Origin of the sequence: Pseudomonas sp. NPDC087817 (assembly GCF_044742875.1) — a bacterium.
GTDB lineage: Bacteria > Pseudomonadota > Gammaproteobacteria > Pseudomonadales > Pseudomonadaceae > Aquipseudomonas.
Genome location: NZ_JBIUVJ010000016.1, coordinates 46,090 through 64,866, shown reverse-complemented (window position 1 = coordinate 64,866; position 18,777 = coordinate 46,090). Strand labels below are relative to the sequence as shown.

Annotated in this window: 19 protein-coding genes; 11 read left to right on the top strand and 8 right to left on the bottom strand. The window is 59.6% G+C overall.

Annotated elements, in window-relative coordinates; all coding sequences use genetic code 11:
- Positions 1-22: 22 nt before the first annotated feature.
- Complete coding sequence (locus tag ACIONG_RS13935) at positions 23-487, bottom strand: Lrp/AsnC family transcriptional regulator (protein ID WP_401300195.1); 465 nt, start codon at positions 485-487, stop codon at positions 23-25.
- A gap of 163 nt (positions 488-650) precedes the next feature.
- On the opposite strand from ACIONG_RS13935, the gene yedA reads away from it, so the two are divergent.
- Both yedA and ACIONG_RS13925 read left to right on the top strand, forming a co-directional pair.
- A complete protein-coding gene (gene yedA / locus ACIONG_RS13930) occupies positions 651-1,592 on the top strand; it encodes a drug/metabolite exporter YedA (protein ID WP_401300192.1) in 942 nt (313 codons plus the stop codon).
- Between the two features lie 65 nt (positions 1,593-1,657).
- Positions 1,658-2,995: a DEAD/DEAH box helicase gene (locus ACIONG_RS13925; protein ID WP_103303649.1), complete on the top strand. Its 1,338-nt coding sequence runs from the start codon at positions 1,658-1,660 to the stop codon at positions 2,993-2,995.
- 105 nt (positions 2,996-3,100) lie between these two features.
- On the opposite strand, the gene ACIONG_RS13920 is transcribed toward ACIONG_RS13925, so the two are convergent.
- Entirely contained in the window at positions 3,101-4,339 is a 1,239-nt protein-coding gene (locus ACIONG_RS13920; RefSeq protein ID WP_401300189.1) for a TIGR03862 family flavoprotein, read from the bottom strand.
- A 302-nt stretch (positions 4,340-4,641) separates the two neighbouring features.
- The gene (locus ACIONG_RS13915) at positions 4,642-5,562 is read right to left on the bottom strand and encodes a histone deacetylase (RefSeq protein ID WP_213026653.1); all 921 of its coding nucleotides are present in this window, start codon (positions 5,560-5,562) and stop codon (positions 4,642-4,644) included.
- Positions 5,563-5,645: 83 nt separating this feature from the next.
- On the opposite strand from ACIONG_RS13915, the gene ACIONG_RS13910 reads away from it, so the two are divergent.
- The 3 genes from ACIONG_RS13910 (at position 5,646) to ACIONG_RS13900 (ending at position 7,784) form a co-directional block, all read left to right on the top strand.
- Positions 5,646-6,215, top strand: coding sequence for a GNAT family N-acetyltransferase (locus ACIONG_RS13910; protein WP_401300185.1), 570 nt, complete (start codon positions 5,646-5,648; stop codon positions 6,213-6,215).
- A 109-nt stretch (positions 6,216-6,324) separates the two neighbouring features.
- Positions 6,325-7,194, top strand: coding sequence for an acyl-CoA thioesterase II (gene tesB, locus ACIONG_RS13905; RefSeq protein ID WP_064589320.1), 870 nt, complete (start codon positions 6,325-6,327; stop codon positions 7,192-7,194).
- Positions 7,191-7,784, top strand: coding sequence for an HAD family hydrolase (locus ACIONG_RS13900; RefSeq protein ID WP_401300182.1), 594 nt, complete (start codon positions 7,191-7,193; stop codon positions 7,782-7,784). Before tesB ends, ACIONG_RS13900 begins: the two co-directional genes overlap by 4 nt.
- Positions 7,785-7,923: 139 nt before the next feature.
- Here the strand turns inward: ACIONG_RS13900 and ACIONG_RS13895 are convergent, their stop codons facing one another.
- Positions 7,924-8,877, bottom strand: a complete 954-nt coding sequence (locus tag ACIONG_RS13895) for an alpha/beta hydrolase (protein ID WP_401300179.1) — start codon at positions 8,875-8,877, stop codon at positions 7,924-7,926.
- Positions 8,878-9,765, bottom strand: coding sequence for a neutral zinc metallopeptidase (locus tag ACIONG_RS13890; RefSeq protein WP_213026650.1), 888 nt, complete (start codon positions 9,763-9,765; stop codon positions 8,878-8,880).
- A gap of 225 nt (positions 9,766-9,990) precedes the next feature.
- Here ACIONG_RS13890 and ACIONG_RS13885 point away from each other — a divergent pair, with 225 nt between their 5' ends.
- On the top strand, positions 9,991-10,767 hold the full coding sequence (locus ACIONG_RS13885) for an IclR family transcriptional regulator (protein ID WP_401300175.1): 777 nt from the start codon (positions 9,991-9,993) through the stop codon (positions 10,765-10,767).
- A 158-nt stretch (positions 10,768-10,925) separates the two neighbouring features.
- Positions 10,926-11,804, top strand: a complete 879-nt coding sequence (locus ACIONG_RS13880; protein WP_401300173.1) for a DMT family transporter — start codon at positions 10,926-10,928, stop codon at positions 11,802-11,804.
- Between the two features lie 126 nt (positions 11,805-11,930).
- On the opposite strand, the gene ACIONG_RS13875 is transcribed toward ACIONG_RS13880, so the two are convergent.
- Positions 11,931-13,268 (bottom strand): MFS transporter, encoded by a 1,338-nt coding sequence (locus tag ACIONG_RS13875; RefSeq protein WP_103303641.1) that lies wholly within the window; start codon positions 13,266-13,268, stop codon positions 11,931-11,933.
- Positions 13,269-13,538: 270 nt separating this feature from the next.
- Between ACIONG_RS13875 and quiC the strand changes: the two genes are divergently transcribed.
- Positions 13,539-15,440 (top strand): 3-dehydroshikimate dehydratase QuiC, encoded by a 1,902-nt coding sequence (quiC, locus tag ACIONG_RS13870; protein ID WP_401300169.1) that lies wholly within the window; start codon positions 13,539-13,541, stop codon positions 15,438-15,440.
- Positions 15,441-15,542: 102 nt separating this feature from the next.
- Positions 15,543-16,220 carry a TetR family transcriptional regulator gene (locus tag ACIONG_RS13865; RefSeq protein WP_401300166.1) on the top strand — a complete coding sequence of 226 codons (678 nt, stop codon included), beginning with the start codon at positions 15,543-15,545 and terminating at the stop codon, positions 16,218-16,220.
- A 49-nt stretch (positions 16,221-16,269) separates the two neighbouring features.
- Here ACIONG_RS13865 and ACIONG_RS13860 read toward each other — a convergent pair whose 3' ends face one another.
- Positions 16,270-17,124, bottom strand: a complete 855-nt coding sequence (locus ACIONG_RS13860) for a shikimate dehydrogenase (protein ID WP_103303638.1) — start codon at positions 17,122-17,124, stop codon at positions 16,270-16,272.
- Positions 17,121-17,570: a type II 3-dehydroquinate dehydratase gene (gene aroQ / locus ACIONG_RS13855; protein WP_103303637.1), complete on the bottom strand. Its 450-nt coding sequence runs from the start codon at positions 17,568-17,570 to the stop codon at positions 17,121-17,123. The genes ACIONG_RS13860 and aroQ overlap by 4 nt, the downstream gene beginning before the upstream one ends.
- A 327-nt stretch (positions 17,571-17,897) precedes the next feature.
- Between aroQ and ACIONG_RS13850 the strand changes: the two genes are divergently transcribed.
- Positions 17,898-18,326 carry a DUF4160 domain-containing protein gene (locus ACIONG_RS13850; protein WP_249412073.1) on the top strand — a complete coding sequence of 143 codons (429 nt, stop codon included), beginning with the start codon at positions 17,898-17,900 and terminating at the stop codon, positions 18,324-18,326.
- The gene (locus tag ACIONG_RS13845) at positions 18,323-18,769 is read left to right on the top strand and encodes a DUF2442 domain-containing protein (RefSeq protein WP_213026643.1); all 447 of its coding nucleotides are present in this window, start codon (positions 18,323-18,325) and stop codon (positions 18,767-18,769) included. The genes ACIONG_RS13850 and ACIONG_RS13845 overlap by 4 nt, the downstream gene beginning before the upstream one ends.
- The last annotated feature ends 8 nt before the right edge of the window (positions 18,770-18,777 follow it).

Here is an 18,777-nt window from a genome sequence, read left to right as displayed (position 1 = left end):
GGTAAGCTGAGTAGATAAGTATTTATGACGCCTGGGTTTTTGTCACCTGTTCCATCTGCCCCAGCGGCACGCGCTTCTCGATGGCGCTCGACAGCACAATCGAGGTCTTGCTGAAGCCGAACTTCGCCACCCGGTTGATCAACTCCTCCAGCTCCGGCATCGAGCCCACCGCGCCCTTCATCATCACGCACGGATCGCCCGTGACTCGAAAGCACTCGGTGAGTTGCGGGATTTTCACCAGTTCGTCGTAGACCTTCTGGCTGCCGTTCTGGTGCAGACGCAATTCGATCATGCACTGGATCGGCAGACCGATTTTCGACAGGTCGATTTTCGCCTCATACCCGGTGATCACCCCGGCTGCCTCAAGCTTGGCCACGCGTTCGGCGACGGCGGGGGCGGAGAGGTTCACTTTGCGCGCCAGATCGGCGTAGGACGCGCGTCCGTTTTCGAGCAGAGCGCTGAGCAGCATGCGGTCGTATTTGTCCAAGGCTGAACTCCTGAAAATGCCAGACTTTCGAAATCGTGGTTTATCCCGTCGATCTCCGTGTTTTCAAAAGTGTACCGGCGCGATAAACAGGTTTTGTAACTTATTTTTGCTCACCGGCCTTTCTAGAATAATTCATCCGCTACCTCTGACATTCGAGCTGCCCATGCCTGCCTTGCGCCGTTTTTCCTTACCTCTGATCGCCGCGTTTTTTGCGTTGTATGTGATTTGGGGGTCGACCTATCTGGTGATCCGTATCGGCGTTGAGTACTGGCCGCCGCTGATGCTCGGCGGTGTGCGTTTCGTGATCGCGGGGACGTTGATGTACGCCTTCCTGCGCTGGCGCGGGGCACCGGCCCCGACTTGGGCGCAGTGGAAAGCGGCGGGGATCATCGGGATTTTGCTGCTCAGTTTCGGTAACGGAGCGGTCAGTGTGGCCGAGCACACCGGGGTGGCGTCCGGCGTTGCGGCATTGGCAGTGGCGACGGTGCCGCTGTTCACGTTGCTCTGTGGCTATTTCTGGGGGGCGCGCAATACCCGCCTTGAATGGGCCGGGGTGGCGCTGGGGATCATCGGCATCGCCATGCTCAACATGGGCTCCAACCTGCAATCGAGTCCGATGGGCGCGGCGTTGCTGATTTTTGCGGCGGCGACCTGGGCGTTCGGTTCGGTGTGGAGCAAGCACTTGCCGTTGCCGCAAGGGGCGATGGCCAGTGCCGTGGAAATGCTGGTCGGCGGCGTCGTCCTGTTGATCGGCAGTGCGGTGAGTGGCGAACATCTGCAAGCCGTGCCCCCCGTGGAAGGCTGGCTGGCGCTGGCGTACCTGATCTTTTTCGGTTCGATCATCGCCTTCAATTCCTACATGTACTTGCTCAAGCACGTGCGTCCGGCGGCGGCGACCAGTTATGCCTACGTCAACCCGGCGGTGGCGGTGTTGCTGGGGATTGTGTTTGTCGGCGAGACCATCGGGATCGAAGAAGCACTGGCGATGCTGGTGATCATCAGTGCCGTGGTACTGATCGGTCTGCCGCAGTGGCGGCGCCCGGCGCAGCCGCTCGTCGTGGAGCCGCCGAAGACAGCCATTCCGACTGAGCAGCGTGTGAATTAGGGTAAACTGCGCGCAATTGCATCCTTGTTTTGCGCAACCGCGCTGATTTTTCCTACGGTACTCCCATGACTTTCGCCTCCCTTGGCCTGATCGAACCCTTGCTGCGCTCCCTCGAGACGCTCGGCTACCAGACCCCTACGCCGGTGCAGGCGCAAGCCATTCCGGCCGTTCTGGCCGGCCGTGACCTGATGGCAGCCGCCCAGACTGGCACTGGCAAGACCGCCGGTTTCGCTTTGCCGCTGTTGCAGTTGCTGACCATGGAAGGGCCGAAAGTCACAGCGAATTCGGCGCGTGCGCTGATTCTGGTGCCGACCCGAGAGTTGGCCGAGCAGGTTCATGAGTCTGTGCGCCAGTACGCCGAAAACCTGCCGTTGCGCACTTATGCGGTGTACGGCGGCGTCAGCATCAACCCACAAATGATGAAGCTGCGCGGCGGCGTTGATGTGCTGGTCGCCACGCCTGGTCGCCTGATCGACCTGTTCCGCCAGAACGCGCTGAAACTCGATCAGTTGCAAACCCTGGTGCTGGATGAAGCCGATCGTATGCTCGACCTGGGCTTCTCCGAGGAACTGGCGAACATCTACCGCATGCTGCCGAAAAAGCGCCAGACGCTGCTGTTCTCCGCGACCTTCTCCGACGACATCCGCCTGCTGGCCGGGCAGATGCTCAACGATCCGTTGAGCATCGAAGTCAGCCCGCGCAACGTCGCCGCCAACACCGTCAAACAGTGGATCGTGACGGTGGACAAGAAGCGCAAGGCCGAACTGTTCGTGCACCTGATGCGCAAGAACAAGTGGAAGCAGGTGCTGGTGTTCGCCAAGACCCGCAATGGTGTGGATGCGTTGGTGGAAAAACTTCAGGGCCTGGGCGTGAACGCCGATGGCATCCACGGCGACAAACCGCAGGCAACCCGTCAGCGTGCGCTGGATCGTTTCAAACTCAGTGAAGTGCAGATTCTGGTGGCTACCGACGTGGCGGCCCGTGGTCTGGACATCGAAGATTTGCCGCTGGTGGTCAACTTCGACCTGCCGATCGTGGCTGAGGATTACATCCACCGTATCGGCCGTACTGGCCGTGCCGGTGCGACGGGCGAGGCGATCTCGCTGGTGTGTGCCGATGAAGTGAACATGCTCTCGGCGATCGAGATGCTCACGCGTCAGACGCTGAAGCGTCAGAACGAACCGGACTTCGAACCTGAACACCGCGTGCCGGATACCGACGCCAGCGGTCAGGTGATCAAGAAGCCGAAGAAACCGAAAAAGCCGAAGACGTCTGGCGGTGGTGGCAAGCGCAATTTGGGCAAGTGGGTCGACAGTGGCGAGACGCAGGCGCCGGAGCCTTCGATCAAGCCAGTGCGCAAGGTGCCGGTATTCAACACCGGGCCACGCAAGCGTAAACCTTAATATTCGCTGCACCTGTAAGGCCGCTATCGCGAGCAGGCTCACTCCTGCATTGGAACGCATTCCCCTGTAGGAGTGAGCCTGCTCGCGAAGGGCACAACGCGGTCTTCAGTCCTTGCGCAACCACTCCAGCATCCCAAAACCCGCAGCCCGCCCGCTGGCAAAACACCCCGTCAGCAGATATCCGCCCGTCGGCGCTTCCCAATCCAGCATCTCACCCGCACAGAACACCCCCGGCAACGCCTTGAGCATCAATCGCTCATCCATCGCCTCGAACTTGACACCGCCGGCGCTGCTGATCGCCTCGTCCAGCGGCCGGGTTTTGATCAACGTCAGCGGCAACGCCTTGATTGCCCGAGCCAACAACGCTGGATCGGCAAAGGTCGCAGCGTCAGTGAGTTCACGCAACAGCGCGGCTTTCACCCCGTCAATCCCGACCTGACTGTGCAGATGCTTGGCCATCGAACGCGAGCCACGCGGTTTGCTCAACGCAGCCTGCAATTTATCCACAGGTCGGCCCGGCAGCAGATCAATGTGAACAGTGGCTGAGCCATGCACATTGATCGCTTCGCGAATCGGTGCCGACAGCGCGTAGATCAAACTCCCTTCAATGCCGGTCGCGGTGATCACGCATTCGCCCAAGCGCGGAATGTCATCGTTCAAACCGATGGCGATATTTTTCAGCGGCGCCCCGGCGAATTTGCTCACGAGCAATTCGCTCCAGGCTTGCACCTCGAAGCCACAATTGCTCGACTGTAACGGCGCCAGTCCTACGCCGCGTTGCTCCAGGGGCAGCATCCATGCGCCGTCCGAACCCAGCCGCGACCAACTGCCGCCGCCAAGGGCGAGCAGGGTGGCGTCCGGTTTGAGGGTTATTTCGCCGTCGGGGCTGGCGATGCGCAGTGCGCCGGTTTCATCCCAGCCGAGCCAGCGATGGCGGGTGTGGATAACCACGCCACTGTCGCGCAGGCGCTTGAGCCAGGCGCGCAGCAGCGGGGCGGCTTTCATGTCGGTGGGGAATACACGGCCGGAGCTGCCGATAAACGTCTCGATGCCCAGGTCGTGAATCCAGCGGCACAGCGCGTCGGCATCGAAGCCGCGCAGCAGCGGAGCAATGTGCGGGGCGCGTTCGGCGTAGCGTGAGAGAAAGGCCGGATAGGGTTCGGAGTGGGTGATGTTCATGCCGCCGACGCCGGCCAGCAGGAACTTGCGGCCCACCGAGGGCATGCCGTCGTAGAGGTCGACGCGCACTCCGGCCTGGCTCAGCACTTCAGCGGCCATCAGGCCGGCGGGGCCACCGCCGATAATGGCGATGTGAGCGGGGAGGGCGGCGGGAGTCTGGGTCATGGCGTGCGCTGCGGTCTGGCGGGATAAGGCGCGCATTCTAACAGCGCAAACCAATGTGAGAGATGGGAGATCCTTGTGGGAGCGAGCCTGCTCGCGAAAGCACCAGGTCAGTCAGTTAAATCTTGAATGTCCGGACGCCTTCGCGAGCAGGCTCGCTCCCACCGGGGAATTTTTCGTGCGATTCAATAACTGGTTGAAAATTGATCAGCGTGCTGCAGGCCATAGCCAGCATGGCCTGTAGTCCCTTTCGCTCAGGTTATCCACAGGCCGTTCCACAGCGATTGTGGGTAACGCAGCACAACTCAATGACAGCCGTGTGACTGCCAGACCCGCTGCGCGCTGTGGTGAAGAATGCCGTGGCGGCGGGCGAGGGCGTGGCGGTCCTTGCTGTAACCGCCGCCAATGACGCCGACCACCGGGATATCGCGACCCAGGCAGTGGCGCATCACGCTTTCATCGCGGGCGGCGACGCCTTCATCGGTCAGTTGCAGATAACCGAGGGCGTCGTCCTTGTGCACATCGACGCCAGCGTCATATAGCACCAGATCCGGTTGATACAGCGGCAGTAAATAGTTGAGCGCGTCGTCCACCACGTTCAAGTAATCGGCGTCGCCCATGCCTTTGGGCAGCGGAATGTCCCAGTCGCTTTCGGCTTTGCGTGCAGGAAAGTTCTTCTCGCAGTGCAGGGAAACGGTGATCGCCTCCGGGGTGTCGTGGAGGATTCGCGCAGTGCCGTCGCCCTGATGCACATCGCAATCGAAGATCAGCACCCGGTTCACCCGGCCGCTTTGCAGCAGATAGTGGCTGATGATCGCCAGGTCATTGAAGATGCAAAACCCGGCCGGGTAGTCGTAATGGGCGTGATGCGTGCCGCCCGCCAAGTGACAGGCCAAACCGTGCTCCAGGGCTTTTTCCGCCGCCAGTATCGAGCCGCCAACCGCGCGGACGGTACGCCGGGCTAATGCTTCGTTCCACGGCAGGCCGAGGCGCCGCTGGTCTTCGCGGGACAACTCGCCGCTCATGTAGCGCTCGATATAACGACGGTCATGGGCGAGGGCGAGGATATCGTTGGGGCAGATTTCCGGGCGCAGCAACGCGGCGTCACTTGTCAGGCCGCTGTCGACCAGGTGATCGCGCAGCAAGCGGAACTTGTCCATGGGAAAGCGGTGATCCGCCGGGAATTCCGGGCTGTAGTCTTCGTGGTAGATCAGCGGCAGTGGCATGGTGATTTCATGTAGGAAACGTAGGAAAGAGTGAAGGATCCTACCAGCGATGTAGACTTGCGGCATGGAAACGGAGGGGCACGATGGAGCCGATACTGGAACTTGAAAGCGCACGCCTGCAGATGCGTCAGTGGCAGGACGAAGATTTGCCGGCATTTGCGGCGATGTGTGCCGATCCGCAGGTGATGCGCTACTTTCCCGCCCCGTTGAGTCGACTGGAAAGCGCCGCGTTGATCGGCCGTGTGCGTGGGCATTTTGCCGAGCACGGTTATGGCCTCTGGGCGCTGGAGCGCAAGGACAGCGGCGAGTTCATCGGTTTCACCGGCCTGGGCGTGGTCGGTTTCGATGCGCCGTTCACCCCGGCGGTGGAAATCGGCTGGCGTCTGGCCAAGGAACATTGGGGCCTCGGTTACGCCAGTGAAGCAGCCTGGACCGCTCTGCGTTGCGGTTTTGATCGGTTGGCGCTGAAGGAGATCGTGGCCTTCACCGCGCAAAGCAATATGCCGTCGGAAAAAGTCATGCAGGCAATCGGCATGCATCATGCGCCGGCTGATGACTTTGATCATCCGAAACTCGCCGTCGATCACCCGTTACGAAGACATGTGCTGTACCGCATCACCCGGGAGCAGTGGCTGCAAACCTTGCATGGATAAGCCGACACGGACGTTTACAATGGCCGCCAAATCATTGGCCCGCGCCAGAACCAGAATCGGCCGCCGCAGCCAAGACTGCGCGGCATTGCTTTGTGTGAGGAGAGTCTGAATGAGCCAAGTGTTGGAAGATCTGGTCGATTTGCTGACCCTGGAACCAATCGAAGAAAACCTGTTCCGTGGCCGCAGCCAGGACCTGGGGTTCCGTCAGTTGTTCGGTGGTCAGGTGCTCGGTCAGTCGCTATCGGCGGCCAGTCAGACAGTTGAGGAAGCCCGCCACGTGCATTCCATGCACGGCTATTTCCTGCGTCCGGGCGACGCGAAGTTGCCGGTGGTGTATTCGGTTGACCGCGTGCGTGACGGCGGCAGTTTCAGCACCCGTCGTGTGACGGCGATCCAGAAGGGGCATCCGATCTTCACCTGCAGCGCTTCGTTTCAATACGACGAAGAAGGCTTCGAGCATCAGAGCCAGATGCCGGTTGTGGTCGGCCCGGAAAACCTGCCGTCGGAGCTGGAACTGACCCAGCAACGCGCACACCTGATCCCCGAACACATGCGCGAAAAACTGCTGTGTCCGAAACCGATCGAAGTACGCCCGGTCACCGAAAAGGATCCGTACAACCCGCAACCGGCCGATCCGGTGAAGTACGTGTGGTTCCGCGCCGACGGTGCACTGGCCGACATTCCGGCGCTGCACAAATACCTGCTGGCCTACGCTTCGGATTTCGGTCTGCTGACCACTTCCATGCTGCCCCACGGCAAATCGGTCTGGCAGAAAGACATGCAGGTCGCCAGCCTCGATCACGCGTTGTGGTTCCACAACGATTTGCGCGCCGATGACTGGTTGCTCTACGCGATGGACAGTCCATGGGCCGGCAACTCTCGCGGTTTCTCCCGTGGCAGCGTGTACAACCGTGCCGGTCAACTGGTGGCCTCGGTGACTCAGGAAGGTTTGATCCGGCATCGCAAGGATTGGGCATGAGCCTGGCCGAAGTTCGTCATTGGGTGTTCGACATGGACGGCACGCTGACCGTCGCCGTGCATGATTTTGCGGCGATTCGCGTGGCGCTGGCGATCCCGCCCGAGGATGACATCCTCACGCATCTTGCCGCCTTACCGGCGGATGAGGCCGCAGCGAAACATGCCTGGTTGCTGGAGCATGAGCGCGATCTGGCGCTGGGATCGAAACCGGCCGCCGGTGCGGTGGAACTGGTGCGTGACCTGCACTCGCGCGGGTATCGTCTCGGCATTCTGACGCGCAATGCCCGGGAGTTGGCGCACGTCACTCTTGAGGCCATCGGCCTCGCTGACTGCTTTGCGGTAGACGATGTGCTTGGGCGTGATGAAGCGCCGCCGAAACCGCATCCAGGTGGCTTGTTGAAACTGGCCGAGGCCTGGAAAGTGCCGGCCAGTGAGATGGTGATGGTTGGCGATTACCGCTTTGACCTGGATTGCGGGCGAGCGGCGGGGGCGCGGACGGTGCTGGTGAACCTGCCGGATAATCCGTGGCCGGAGCTGACGGATTGGCATGCGCAGGATTGTGTCGAGTTGCGGCGGATGCTTCTGGCCTGAAAACCTGTGTCGCCTGTAATTGCCCCATCGCTGGCAAGCCAGCTCCCACAGTATCTGCGTCGGATGCAATTCTGTACTCGCCTGAGAACCTGTGGGAGCTGGCTTGCCAGCGATGAGGCCGGTTCAGCCCCCACAAGACTTACTGTTCAAACAGAGCCTTTTGACCCTCCGCCGACGTCAACATCTCATCACCGTTATGCCCAACCCCGGGCACCTCGACCAACCGCTGATTCACCCCTTCCGGATGGCGACGCAGCAAATACCCAAAGTACAGTTTGCCGCGTATCAAGCGGTAAGCGCCTTGGGCCTCGGCCTCACAGCCTTTGTCCAGCGCCGGATGTTGCGGGTCGATGTCCTGCTGCCCAAGCAGATAAATCACCTCGCGCTTGATGTAACTGCTTTCAAGCTGCAACGGCGTTTGCCCACCGGCATACACCGGCATGTCTGACAGCCCGTACTTCCAGCGATTGAAACCCATGCACTTGGCGTGATCGAACGCCACCGGCCGCTGCTCGTTGAAATAAGCGTAGGAGGAAGGATTGGCCACGACGTAACGCAGGCGAATGTTGTTGGCTTTCAGCGCAGGCTGGTCCTTGGCGAGCAGGGCATAACGCTGCACCACCTGGCCGCCGCCGGAGTGGCCGAAAATCACGATCTGCTTCACGTCCGGAAACTGTTTGCGATCACTGACTCGGGCGACGATCGCGTCGAGGGCCGCGTAAGAACTCAACGGATTCGGCCCTGTGGATAACCCACCGCCCATCCATTCGTTGCCTTTCCAGCGCAACAATGTCGCGGGGAGCGAGTACAGGGCGACATCACTTTCATTGAGAAACTGCGGCGCGATCACCAGCGTGTGCGCGGTTTGCCCAGCCAGCTCGGCGGCGCTCTCGGCGCTTTTGCGATAGGTCTCGGCGTTGCGCAAACGGCCATGAATGACGATCAGCACACGCTCGATTTTCTCTGGCGCCGGGCCGATGCCCACCGCCATTTCCCCGGCCTGCAGTTGCAAGCGGCCGGGACTGATCGCGTCGACGCCGGCCGCTTGTGCGGTGCTGCCAATGATCAGTAAAGCCAAAAGCCATTTATGCATTTACAGGTTTTTCGCCGCGAAGGTGTCGCACTGGCCGACCTGGCCCTGCGCGAAGCCGGTTTTGAACCAGCGCACCCTTTGCGCCGACGTACCGTGGGTGAACGAGTCCGGTACCACACGGCCCTGACCCTGTTGCTGCAAACGATCATCACCGATGGCGTTGGCGGCGTTCAAGGCTTCTTCGATATCGCCGGGTTCCAGCCAGTTCAGACGCTTCTGCGCGTTGTAGGCCCAGACACCGGCCAGGCAATCGGCTTGCAGCTCCTGGCGCACCAGTAAGCCACCGTCACCCTCCATCTGCCGACCTTGCTGGCGGGCTGTCTGAATTTTCGCCGAGACACCGAGAAGCGTCTGCACATGGTGTCCGACTTCGTGAGCAATCACGTAGGCCTGAGCGAAATCGCCTGCGGCCTTGAAGCGTTGCGACATTTCCTGAAAGAACGCCATGTCCAGATAGACCTTCTGATCCGCCGGGCAGTAGAACGGCCCGGTGGCGGAGGTGGCCAGACCACAGGCGGAATTGACCCGGTTGCTGAACAGCACCAGGGTCGGGTCCTTATATTGCCGGCCGGCCTGCTGGAAAATCGAACCCCAGGTGTCCTCGGTGTCGCCGAGGATCGAGCGCACAAACTCGGCTTGCTCATCATTGGCAGGAGGGGCCTGACGGGTTTGCGAAGAAGGCGCCGGTTGCTCGGACATTTGCCCCGTGAGCTGACCGAGAATTTGCAGAGGATCCTGCCCGGTGATCCAGCCGATGCCGACGATCAACAGGATCGCTCCAAGGCTCAGTCCCTTGCCGCCGCCAAACCGCATCCCGCCGCCGCCACCGCTATCATCGCCACGGGCATCGACGACGTTGTCACTGCGTCGGCCTTTTTTCCATAGCATGTGGGAATCCTCTATTTGTTGTGGTGATGAGTGTTGCTGGTGTGTGAGTGTGGCGCCAGTCCGGTCGTCCGTCTATTCGTACACTCGACTGGTCGACCGGTAAGAACCTGTAGTGCTCGGTGAATTCCATACAACAGAAGTTTTTTGTGAAGGGTCAGGCGGTTCCAGATTTCGATTTGTTCTGCGAATATTTTAGAATCCACGAAATTTCACTGGGATCACACCATGGCCGGCAGTCAAATCGAACGGGTTTTCAGCGTGCTGGAACACCTCACCAGTGATCCGCGCGGGTTAGCGTTGCGGACCCTGGCCGAGCAGATCGACATCCCGAAAAGTGCAACGCACCGCTTGCTCGCAGAGCTGACCCGGCTGGGTTATGTGCGACAAAATCCGGACACGCTGCGTTATCACCTGTCGACCAAATTGGTGGCGATGGGCTTTCGTTACCTGTCGAGCAGTGGTGCCGACATCGTGCAACCGGTGCTTGATCGCCTGGCTCAGGAAACCGGGGAGCTGGTGCGACTTGGCGTCATCGAAAGTGATCGCCAGACCTGGATTGCCAAGTCCCAGGGGGCGCGCACCGGGCTGCGCTATGACCCGGACATGGGGCGTGATGCGCCGTTGTTCTATACGGCGTCCGGGCATGCGTGGCTGGCGAGCATGAGCGACGCCGAAGCGTTGTCGCTGGTTGAGCGTCAGGCCGCCGCAGTGCCAGCCGATCTCGGGCCGAATGCACCGCGTTCCAATATCGAATTGCTCGAGCGCCTGCGGCTGGCGCGCGAACAGGGCTATGCCTGTGTCGAAGAAAGTTCGGCCGTCGGGACATCGGCGATTGCTGCGGTGGTGCGTCATCCTGCCGAGGGGCGGGTAATTGGTGTGTTGAGCATTGCCGGGCCCAGTGCACGAATGCCGGGGGCGAGGCTGCACGAACTGGCGCCGTTGCTACTGAAGTTTACTGAGGAGTTGTCTGCGGCGAGTCTGGCGTCCGAGTTGTTCGTCTAACCTGTTCGCTGAAGATTCGGTGGGCGCGGGCTCTACGAAAGAGCGAAATTGTGCGTTGATCGCACGCTTTTATGATTACGAGCTGTAAGAATCTGGAACCAGGTTCTAGATTGTTGCTTGAGGGCTTTCCTCGCTTCACTTTTCTTCAGAGATAATCGATGACCGTCAGCACCCCACTCTCCGGAGTCAATCAACCCTTCAAGGGGATTTTGCTGATTGTCGTGGCAACCTTCCTGTTTTCCAGCCATGACGCGCTGTCGAAGTACCTCTCGGGCTTCTATCCGATCGTGATGGTGGTGTGGGCACGCTATGTGGTGCACACCCTGTTGATGGCAGGGATTTTTCTGCCGCAGTCTGGGCTGCGCGTCCTGCGCACGAAGATGCCTTTATGGCAGTTGACCCGCGCATTGTGCCTGCTCGGCACCAGCCTGTTTTTCACTACGGCGCTGTTGTACATCCCGTTGGCGGAAGCCACAGCGGTGAACTTTCTGGCGCCGGTCCTGGTGACGGCGCTGTCGGTACCGTTGCTCAAGGAGCGGGTAACACGGGGGCAGTGGGTTGCGGTGATTTGCGGCTTTGTCGGCGTGCTGATTATTGTCCACCCCGGCGGTGAACTGTTCACGCCGGCCGTGTTGCTGCCGTTCTGCTCGGCGTTGTTTTTCTGCTTCTACCAATTGCTGACACGCAAGCTCGCAGCAATCGACAGCCCGACCACCAGCAACTTCTTTGCCGGATTGTGCAACACATTGGTGATGAGCGCGCTGGTGCCGTTCTTCTGGCAGGTGCCGACCTTGACTCACGCCGGGCTGATGCTGGCGCTGGGCACTTGCGGGATGACCGCGCATTTGTTTCTGACTCAGGCGTTCCGCCACGCTGCGCCGGCATTGTTGGCGCCGTTCGGTTATTGCCAGATTGTGTTTGCGGGATTGTTGGGCTGGCTGCTGTTCAATCACACGCCGAGTCTGCTGACGGTGATCGGCATTGCGGTGATCTGTTGCAGCGGGCTGGCAGCGGCATGGCAGCAGAGCCGCCGCTGAAGCACCGCAACCCCCTGTAGGAGTGAGCCTGCTCGCGATGGCAGTCGGTCAGTCGATGACAATGTTGACTGATAAAAAGCCATCGCGAACAGGTTCACTCCTACAGGAGAGGCTGGTGTAGGCAGGTTACTCGGTGACGTTAGGAATCTTGCGCGGCGCCATGAAGTACATCCAGGTCAGTGCGAGGAAGTACATCGCCGGAATCAGCGTGAACAACACCGTGTAGTTGTTGTTGGTGACCGTCAGGATATGGCCGACGATCTGGGTCATGAACATCCCGCCGATCGCTGCGCACATGCCGCCGAAACCAAATACCGTGCTCATCATGTGCTTGGGCGTGTAGTCCATCACCAGGCTCCAGATGTTCGCCGTCCATGCCTGATGCGCACCGATCGCCAGCGAGATTGCAGCCACTGCGACCCACAGATTGGCGGAACCTGCGGCCATGACCACGCCGATGATGCAGCAGGCAAACAGGAACATTGACAGCAGGCGTGCCTTGATCGAGTTCATCCCGCGACCGATCAGGAACGACGACAGAATGCCTCCGCCCACGCTGCCGAAATCGGCGGTAACGTAGATGATGATCAGCGGGATGCCCATCTGGGTCACGTTGATGCCCAGGTTGTATTGCTGATTGAGAAACGGCGGCAGCCAGTACAGGTAGAACCAGAACACCGGCGCGGTCAGCGAGTAGGCGAGGGCGAAGGCCCAGGTGCCGCGCATACGGAGGATTTTCGAGAAGGGTACGCGGGCTTGCTCCGGTTCGACCTCTTGCTGGATGTAATCCAGTTCCGATTGTTTGACGCTCGGATGATCTTCCGGGTTGAAGTACTTCAGTCCCCAGAACAACAGCCAGATGCCGCCCAGCGCCGACATGCACAGGAACGCGGCCTGCCAGCCCCACACATGCAGTACCAGAGGCAACAGCATCGGCGTGAACATCGCGCCGACGTTGGTCCCGGCGTTGAAGATGCCGGTGGCCACTGCACGCTCGCCGGCCGGGAACCACAGGCGCGTGGTTTTCACGCAGGCAGGGTAGTTCGCCGCTTCGGTCAGGCCGAGGATAAAGCGGCAGACCATGAAGCCGACCGCCGAGGTCGCCAGACCGTGAGCGCCGGTGGCCAGGCTCCACAACAAGACTGCGCAGAAGAACACGCGTTTGACGCCGACCCGGTCGATCAATCGCCCTTGCAGCACGAAACCGATGGCGTAACCGACCTGAAACCAGAAGTTGATGTTGGCGTAATCCATCGCCGTCCAGCTCATTTCCTTGGCGAGGATGGGCTGCATGACGCCGAGCGCGGCGCGGTCGATGTAGTTCAGAGTGGTGGCGAAAAACACCAGCGCCAGCATCCCCCATCGGGTTTTGCCGACCGCCATGGCGCCGCGGATCTTGTCGCCGATGCCACCCGTGGCAGTGCTCATGGCCGGAGCCATGCGGGAAGTCTGTGAAGGAATCATGTGTTCCACCCGTTTTTGGATTTTTTATTTGGTGTGCTTTTTTCTTGCACGCTGCGACCGGTGGTTCAGATCCGGACTCAATGTGCGGTCGATGTTGGGTAGTGGACAAAAAATCGTCAATTCGCCAAACCGCCATTGTGTTCGATAATCGCACGCAAAACTAACCGGGTAGTACACTTTAAATTGCTGCGCGAAGGGATGCAGCCAATAATTTCCCCCACGACAAAAACGATCCCCCGCCACACAGCGGCGTAGACCGGGAGTTGAAACATGCAGCGTTCCATTGCCACCGTTTCCTTGAGCGGCACCCTGCCGGAAAAGCTCGAAGCCATTGCCGCCGCCGGGTTCGACGGGGTGGAGATTTTCGAAAACGACCTCCTGTACTACGACGGCAGTCCGCGTGAAATTAAACAGATGTGCGCCGACCTCGGGATTGCCATCACTCTGTTTCAGCCATTCCGCGATTTCGAAGGCTGCCGCCGTGATCGTCTGGCGCGCAACCTTGAACGGGCCGAACGCAAGTTCGATCTGATGCAGGAACTGGGCACCGACCTCGTGCTGGTGTGCAGTAATGCGTCGGCCGACAGCGTTGGCGATCAGCAAATACTCGTCGATGATCTGCGTTTGCTGGCCGAACACGCGAGCGCCCGTGGCTTGCGTATTGGTTACGAAGCGCTGGCCTGGGGTCGGCACGTGAATACTTATCAACAGGTCTGGGACATCGTGCGCCAAGCCGATCACCCAAGCCTTGGCGTGCTGCTCGACAGCTTTCATACCCTGTCGTTGAAGGGCGATCCGCGTGCGATTGCCGACATTCCCGGTGACAAGATTTTCTTTGTGCAAATGGCCGACGCGCCGATTCTGGCCATGGACGTGCTGGAGTGGAGCCGGCATTTCCGCTGTTTCCCGGGGCAGGGCGAATTCGATCTGCCGGGGTTTCTCGCGCCGATCATCCAGAGTGGTTACACCGGGCCGCTGTCGCTGGAAATCTTCAACGACGGTTTCCGCGCCGCACCGCCACGGGCCAACGCTGCCGACGGCTTGCGCTCGCTGTTGTACCTGGAGGAGAAAACCCGGCAACGCCTGGAGCAGGAAGTAACGCCTGTCGCCAACCGCGAAATCCTCTTTGAAACACCGAAGGCCAGCGAATACAACGGCATCGAGTTTCTCGAGTTCGCCGTCGATGAAAGCCTCGGCGCCAAACTGTCGAATTGGCTGGAGCGCCTCGGTTTCGTCAAGGCCGGGCAGCACCGCTCCAAGAGTGTCAGCCTGCTGCGCCAGGGCGATATCAACCTGATCCTCAATTCCGAGCCGTATTCGTTTGCACACAGCTTTTTTGAAGCCCATGGCCCATCGCTGTGCGCGACTGCCGTACGGGTCAACGATAGCGCCAGCGCACTGGCGCGTGCCGTGGCTTATAAAGGCCAACCCTATCGCGGACTGGTCGGCCCCAATGAACTGGAGCTGGCGGCCGTACGTGCGCCGGATGGCAGCCTGATTTATCTGGTGGATGAAGAGGCCGATGTCTACGGCACCGATTTCAATCTGCTCTCAGGCGCGGTAGCCCGTGGTGGTCTCAAACGTATTGACCACATGGCCATGGCGCTGCCGGCGGACAGCCTCGACAGCTGGGTGCTGTTCTACAAGAGCCTGCTGGATTTCGAAGCCGACGACGAAGTGGTGCTGCCCGACCCGTACGGTCTAGTGAAAAGCCGAGCTTTGCGCAGCCGCGACAGCTCGATCCGCCTGCCACTGAACATCTCAGAGAACCGCAATACCGCGATTTCTCACGCACTGTCGAGTTATCGCGGCTCCGGTGTGCATCACATTGCCTTCGATTGTGAAGACATCTTCGCCGAAGTCAGGCGCGCCAAAGAGGCTGGCGTGCCGCTGCTGGATATCCCGCTCAACTACTACGATGACCTGGCGGCACGCTTCGATTTCGATGACGAATTCCTCAGCGAACTGGCGTATTACAACGTGCTCTATGACCGTGATGCCCAGGGCGGCGAGCTGTTTCATGTGTACACCGAGCCGTTCGAAGGACGCTTCTTCTTCGAGATCATCCAGCGCAAAAACGGTTATGCCGGTTACGGCGCGGCGAACGTCGCGGTACGTCTGGCGGCGATGGCTAAATCTCGCAGTGGCGCGGTACGCCAGGCGAAGTTGTAGGAAATTCGTAAACGCGGGATTAAACACGGGCCGCGCAGCTTCCTTCACTGTGCTGCGCGGCCCATAATCGCCAGCCTGTGCAGTGATGGCCGTGAGCCCGCAATGACAATGACATCAGAACTCCCCGCAGCCCCCGTCGTATCCGCCGTAGAGCCGCGCAAGAGTCGCAAGAACAATCCGGAAAAGACCCGCGAGAACATCCTGCAGGAGGCGATCGTCGAGTTCGTCCAGCAAGGATTGTCGGGCGCCCGCGTCGACGCGATCGCCGAACGCATCCACACCTCCAAGCGCATGATCTATTACTACTTCGGCAGCAAGGAGCAGTTGTACGTCGAAGTGCTGGAGAAGCTTTACGGCGACATTCGCACCACGGAAAACCGTCTGCACCTGGCTGAGCTGCCGCCGGTGGTGGCGATTCGGCGGCTGGTGGAGTTCACCTTCGATCATCACGACCGTAACGTCGATTTCGTGCGGATCGTCTGCATCGAGAACATCCACAATGCCGAATTCGTGAAGCGTTCCGATGCGATCAAGGCGATGAACAACACCATCCTCGATTCACTCGGCGAGATCCTCCGTCGGGGCGCCGAGGAGGGCGTTTTCCGCAGCGGGCTCGATGCGCTGGATGTGCATCTGCTGATCAGCTCGTTCTGCTTCTATCGTGTGTCGAACCGCCACACGTTCAGTGAGATTTTTCAGATCGATCTGCCGGACGAAAGCATCAAGCAGCGCCACCGCGAGATGATTTGCGAGTCGGTGTTGCGGTATCTGCAAGCCTGACGCCACACTCTGTGGGAGCGGGCAAGCCCGCTCCCACAGAGGAATGAGTTCAACCCTTCATGCTTTGAAAATGCGCCAGCATCCGCTGCGCATCCGGCACCACGCCGCTGAACAATTCAAACGCCTTCACCGCCTGAAACACCGCCATGTTGCCACCATCCAATGTGCGGCAACCCAATGCGCGGGCATTGCGCAGCAGTTCGGTTTCCAACGGGAAATACACGATCTCCGCCACCCACAATTGCTTGCGCAGCAACTCGACCGGCACCGGCATGCCCGGCAATTTGGCCATGCCCATCGGCGTAGTGTTCACCAGGCCGTCGGCCTGATTCATTGCGCTCGGCAAATCATGCCCGGCGACTGCGCGACCAAAACCGAAATGTTGATTGAGATTGTTCGCCAGGCTTTCGGCGCGATCCGTGTCGACGTCGAAAATACTCAGTTGCTGTACGCCCTCGCTCAACAGCGCGTGGGCCACAGCCGCACCGGCACCGCCAGCGCCCATCTGGACCACGCGCTCACGGGCAACGTCATTCAAGCCACGGCGAAAGCCCTCGGCAAAACCCAGGCAGTCGGTATTGTGGCCGACACGTTTTCCATCCTTCAGCACCACGGTATTGACCGCGCCGATGCCACGGGCTTCGGGCGACAGTTCGTCGAGCAGCGGGATGATCGCCTGTTTGCATGGGAAGGTGATGTTCAGGCCGGTGTAGTTCATTCGCTCGGCCGCCAACAGCAAGTCGGGCAGGGCGGTGATGTCCATGCGCAGTTGATCGAGGTCGATCAGGCGATACAGGTAACGCATGCCCTGCGCATCGCCCTCATGTTCATGCAATGAGGGTGTGCGCGAGGCTTGAATGCCGGCGCCGATCAGTCCGGCCAGTATTACCGGTTTGCGGCTCATGCTGCGCGCCCCTTCAGCCGTTGGCTGAAATGTTCCAGGGCCAGGCGATAGCCATGACTGCCGAAGCCGCACATCACTGCGATGGCGATGGCCGAGACGAACGAATGATGCCGGAACGGCTCACGCGCATGGACGTTGGACAGGTGCACTTCGATCACCGGCAACTCACTGGCAACCAGCGCGTCGCGGATCGCCACCGAGGTGTGCGTCCACGCCGCCGGATTGATCACGATCCCGGCACAACGCCCGCGTGCGGCGTGAATCCAGTCGAGCAATTCGCCTTCGTGATTGGTTTGGCGAAACTCCACGGCCAGACCGAATTCTTCGGCAGCGCGGCCGCACAAAGCCGAGATGTCAGCCAGGGTTTCGTGACCGTAAGTCGCCGGTTCACGGGTGCCGAGCAAATTCAGGTTCGGGCCGTTGAGCACCAGAACGATAGGGGGCATGAGGGGTAACTCCACTTATTGTTTTTGGCTTGGGCCGAGGGTTTCAGCCTGTGGAGGTAAAATGTACTAGATGGTTACATCGGTCAATTGAACGAAGATTACCTCGGCGTGTTTTGTTCGGTGATCGCACAAGCAATTTTCAGATTGTTTTTTGATCAAGATGTAACGACAGCTTTGCTTACGTTTTTTGCTGAAGATTGGACAACTTCTCGCCTGCTCCGACGCTAGCCTCAAAGTGGTGAGGCGAAACCTATGCTCGTTCACCAGTCGTCGGATTTGAAAGGAATATCAAATCCTGAAAGTTATTAACCTAACGGATGGGTTAGCATGAAGGTGTGCAGCTACAAAGGATTGTCGATTGTCATCATGCTGCGAGATGAGCATTGCCCGCCGCACGTTCATGTGAACGCGGGTAGTTGGAGTGCCCGGTTACAGTTCAGTTTCTGGCACAACGATATTGAGCTTTGGGATGTCGTTCCGCTCTCTCGTCGGCCACCGTTGGCCGTGCTGGAAGGCTTGTGTCGATCCCTTGAACAGCCCGCTCATCTACGACGGGCACGGGGGATCTGGTGGTCAAGATTGCAAACAGTCTGTCTCGACAATCAGTTGTGGGATAGCCAATCAAACGAAGTGTTGACGATGCGACTTGTCACCGACACGACGTACAGAGTGGGTTCAGCGCGTTATGAGCCAGAAGAGGACAAGACCCTTCTGACGTTGATAGGCGCATTGGAGGGAGTCGAAATCGAATTATGACAATCATCAAGGCAAAGCCGTCCGCACGTCTGCCGCTGACGGAGGAAATGATCGATACCGCCATCCAGCGCGGGGAAGCACGACGAGCGAACAGTTTGCAGGTTGTCTCTGTAACCTTTGAAAATCCGTCCCTGGTCATCCGTTTTGAAGACGGTAGCGGCGTATTGCTACCGGTGGATCGATATGCGGAGTTCGACGGATTCGATGCACAGGATTATGAGAACCTGAGAGTTGATTTCGCCGGTACTGCGCTATGCCACGAAGGCAAGGATCTCGACGTTTCCATTGCCGGAATGATTTCGGCGAATCCATCATTGATGTTGATGGCCGCCTCGGTAGTGGCTTCGCGCAATGGTCGTCAGAGCAGTGCTGCAAAGTCTGCCGCCGCACGGGCGAATGGCAAAAAGGGTGGGCGCCCACGCAAAGCCGATCCCGTGTTGTAAGCACCCAC

Coding starts and splice junctions, on each gene's coding strand:
- ACIONG_RS13865 (WP_401300166.1), top strand. CDS start 15,543: ATGACAATGACATCAGAACTCCCCGCAGCCCCCGTCGTATCCGCCGTA.
- ACIONG_RS13885 (WP_401300175.1), top strand. CDS start 9,991: ATGGCCGGCAGTCAAATCGAACGGGTTTTCAGCGTGCTGGAACACCTC.
- ACIONG_RS13890 (WP_213026650.1), bottom strand. CDS start 9,765: ATGCTATGGAAAAAAGGCCGACGCAGTGACAACGTCGTCGATGCCCGT.
- ACIONG_RS13860 (WP_103303638.1), bottom strand. CDS start 17,124: ATGAGCCGCAAACCGGTAATACTGGCCGGACTGATCGGCGCCGGCATT.
- yedA (WP_401300192.1), top strand. CDS start 651: ATGCCTGCCTTGCGCCGTTTTTCCTTACCTCTGATCGCCGCGTTTTTT.
- ACIONG_RS13880 (WP_401300173.1), top strand. CDS start 10,926: ATGACCGTCAGCACCCCACTCTCCGGAGTCAATCAACCCTTCAAGGGG.
- ACIONG_RS13850 (WP_249412073.1), top strand. CDS start 17,898: ATGAAGGTGTGCAGCTACAAAGGATTGTCGATTGTCATCATGCTGCGA.
- ACIONG_RS13845 (WP_213026643.1), top strand. CDS start 18,323: ATGACAATCATCAAGGCAAAGCCGTCCGCACGTCTGCCGCTGACGGAG.
- ACIONG_RS13910 (WP_401300185.1), top strand. CDS start 5,646: ATGGAGCCGATACTGGAACTTGAAAGCGCACGCCTGCAGATGCGTCAG.
- quiC (WP_401300169.1), top strand. CDS start 13,539: ATGCAGCGTTCCATTGCCACCGTTTCCTTGAGCGGCACCCTGCCGGAA.
- ACIONG_RS13925 (WP_103303649.1), top strand. CDS start 1,658: ATGACTTTCGCCTCCCTTGGCCTGATCGAACCCTTGCTGCGCTCCCTC.
- ACIONG_RS13875 (WP_103303641.1), bottom strand. CDS start 13,268: ATGATTCCTTCACAGACTTCCCGCATGGCTCCGGCCATGAGCACTGCC.
- ACIONG_RS13920 (WP_401300189.1), bottom strand. CDS start 4,339: ATGACCCAGACTCCCGCCGCCCTCCCCGCTCACATCGCCATTATCGGC.
- ACIONG_RS13895 (WP_401300179.1), bottom strand. CDS start 8,877: ATGCATAAATGGCTTTTGGCTTTACTGATCATTGGCAGCACCGCACAA.
- ACIONG_RS13915 (WP_213026653.1), bottom strand. CDS start 5,562: ATGCCACTGCCGCTGATCTACCACGAAGACTACAGCCCGGAATTCCCG.
- tesB (WP_064589320.1), top strand. CDS start 6,325: ATGAGCCAAGTGTTGGAAGATCTGGTCGATTTGCTGACCCTGGAACCA.
- aroQ (WP_103303637.1), bottom strand. CDS start 17,570: ATGCCCCCTATCGTTCTGGTGCTCAACGGCCCGAACCTGAATTTGCTC.
- ACIONG_RS13900 (WP_401300182.1), top strand. CDS start 7,191: ATGAGCCTGGCCGAAGTTCGTCATTGGGTGTTCGACATGGACGGCACG.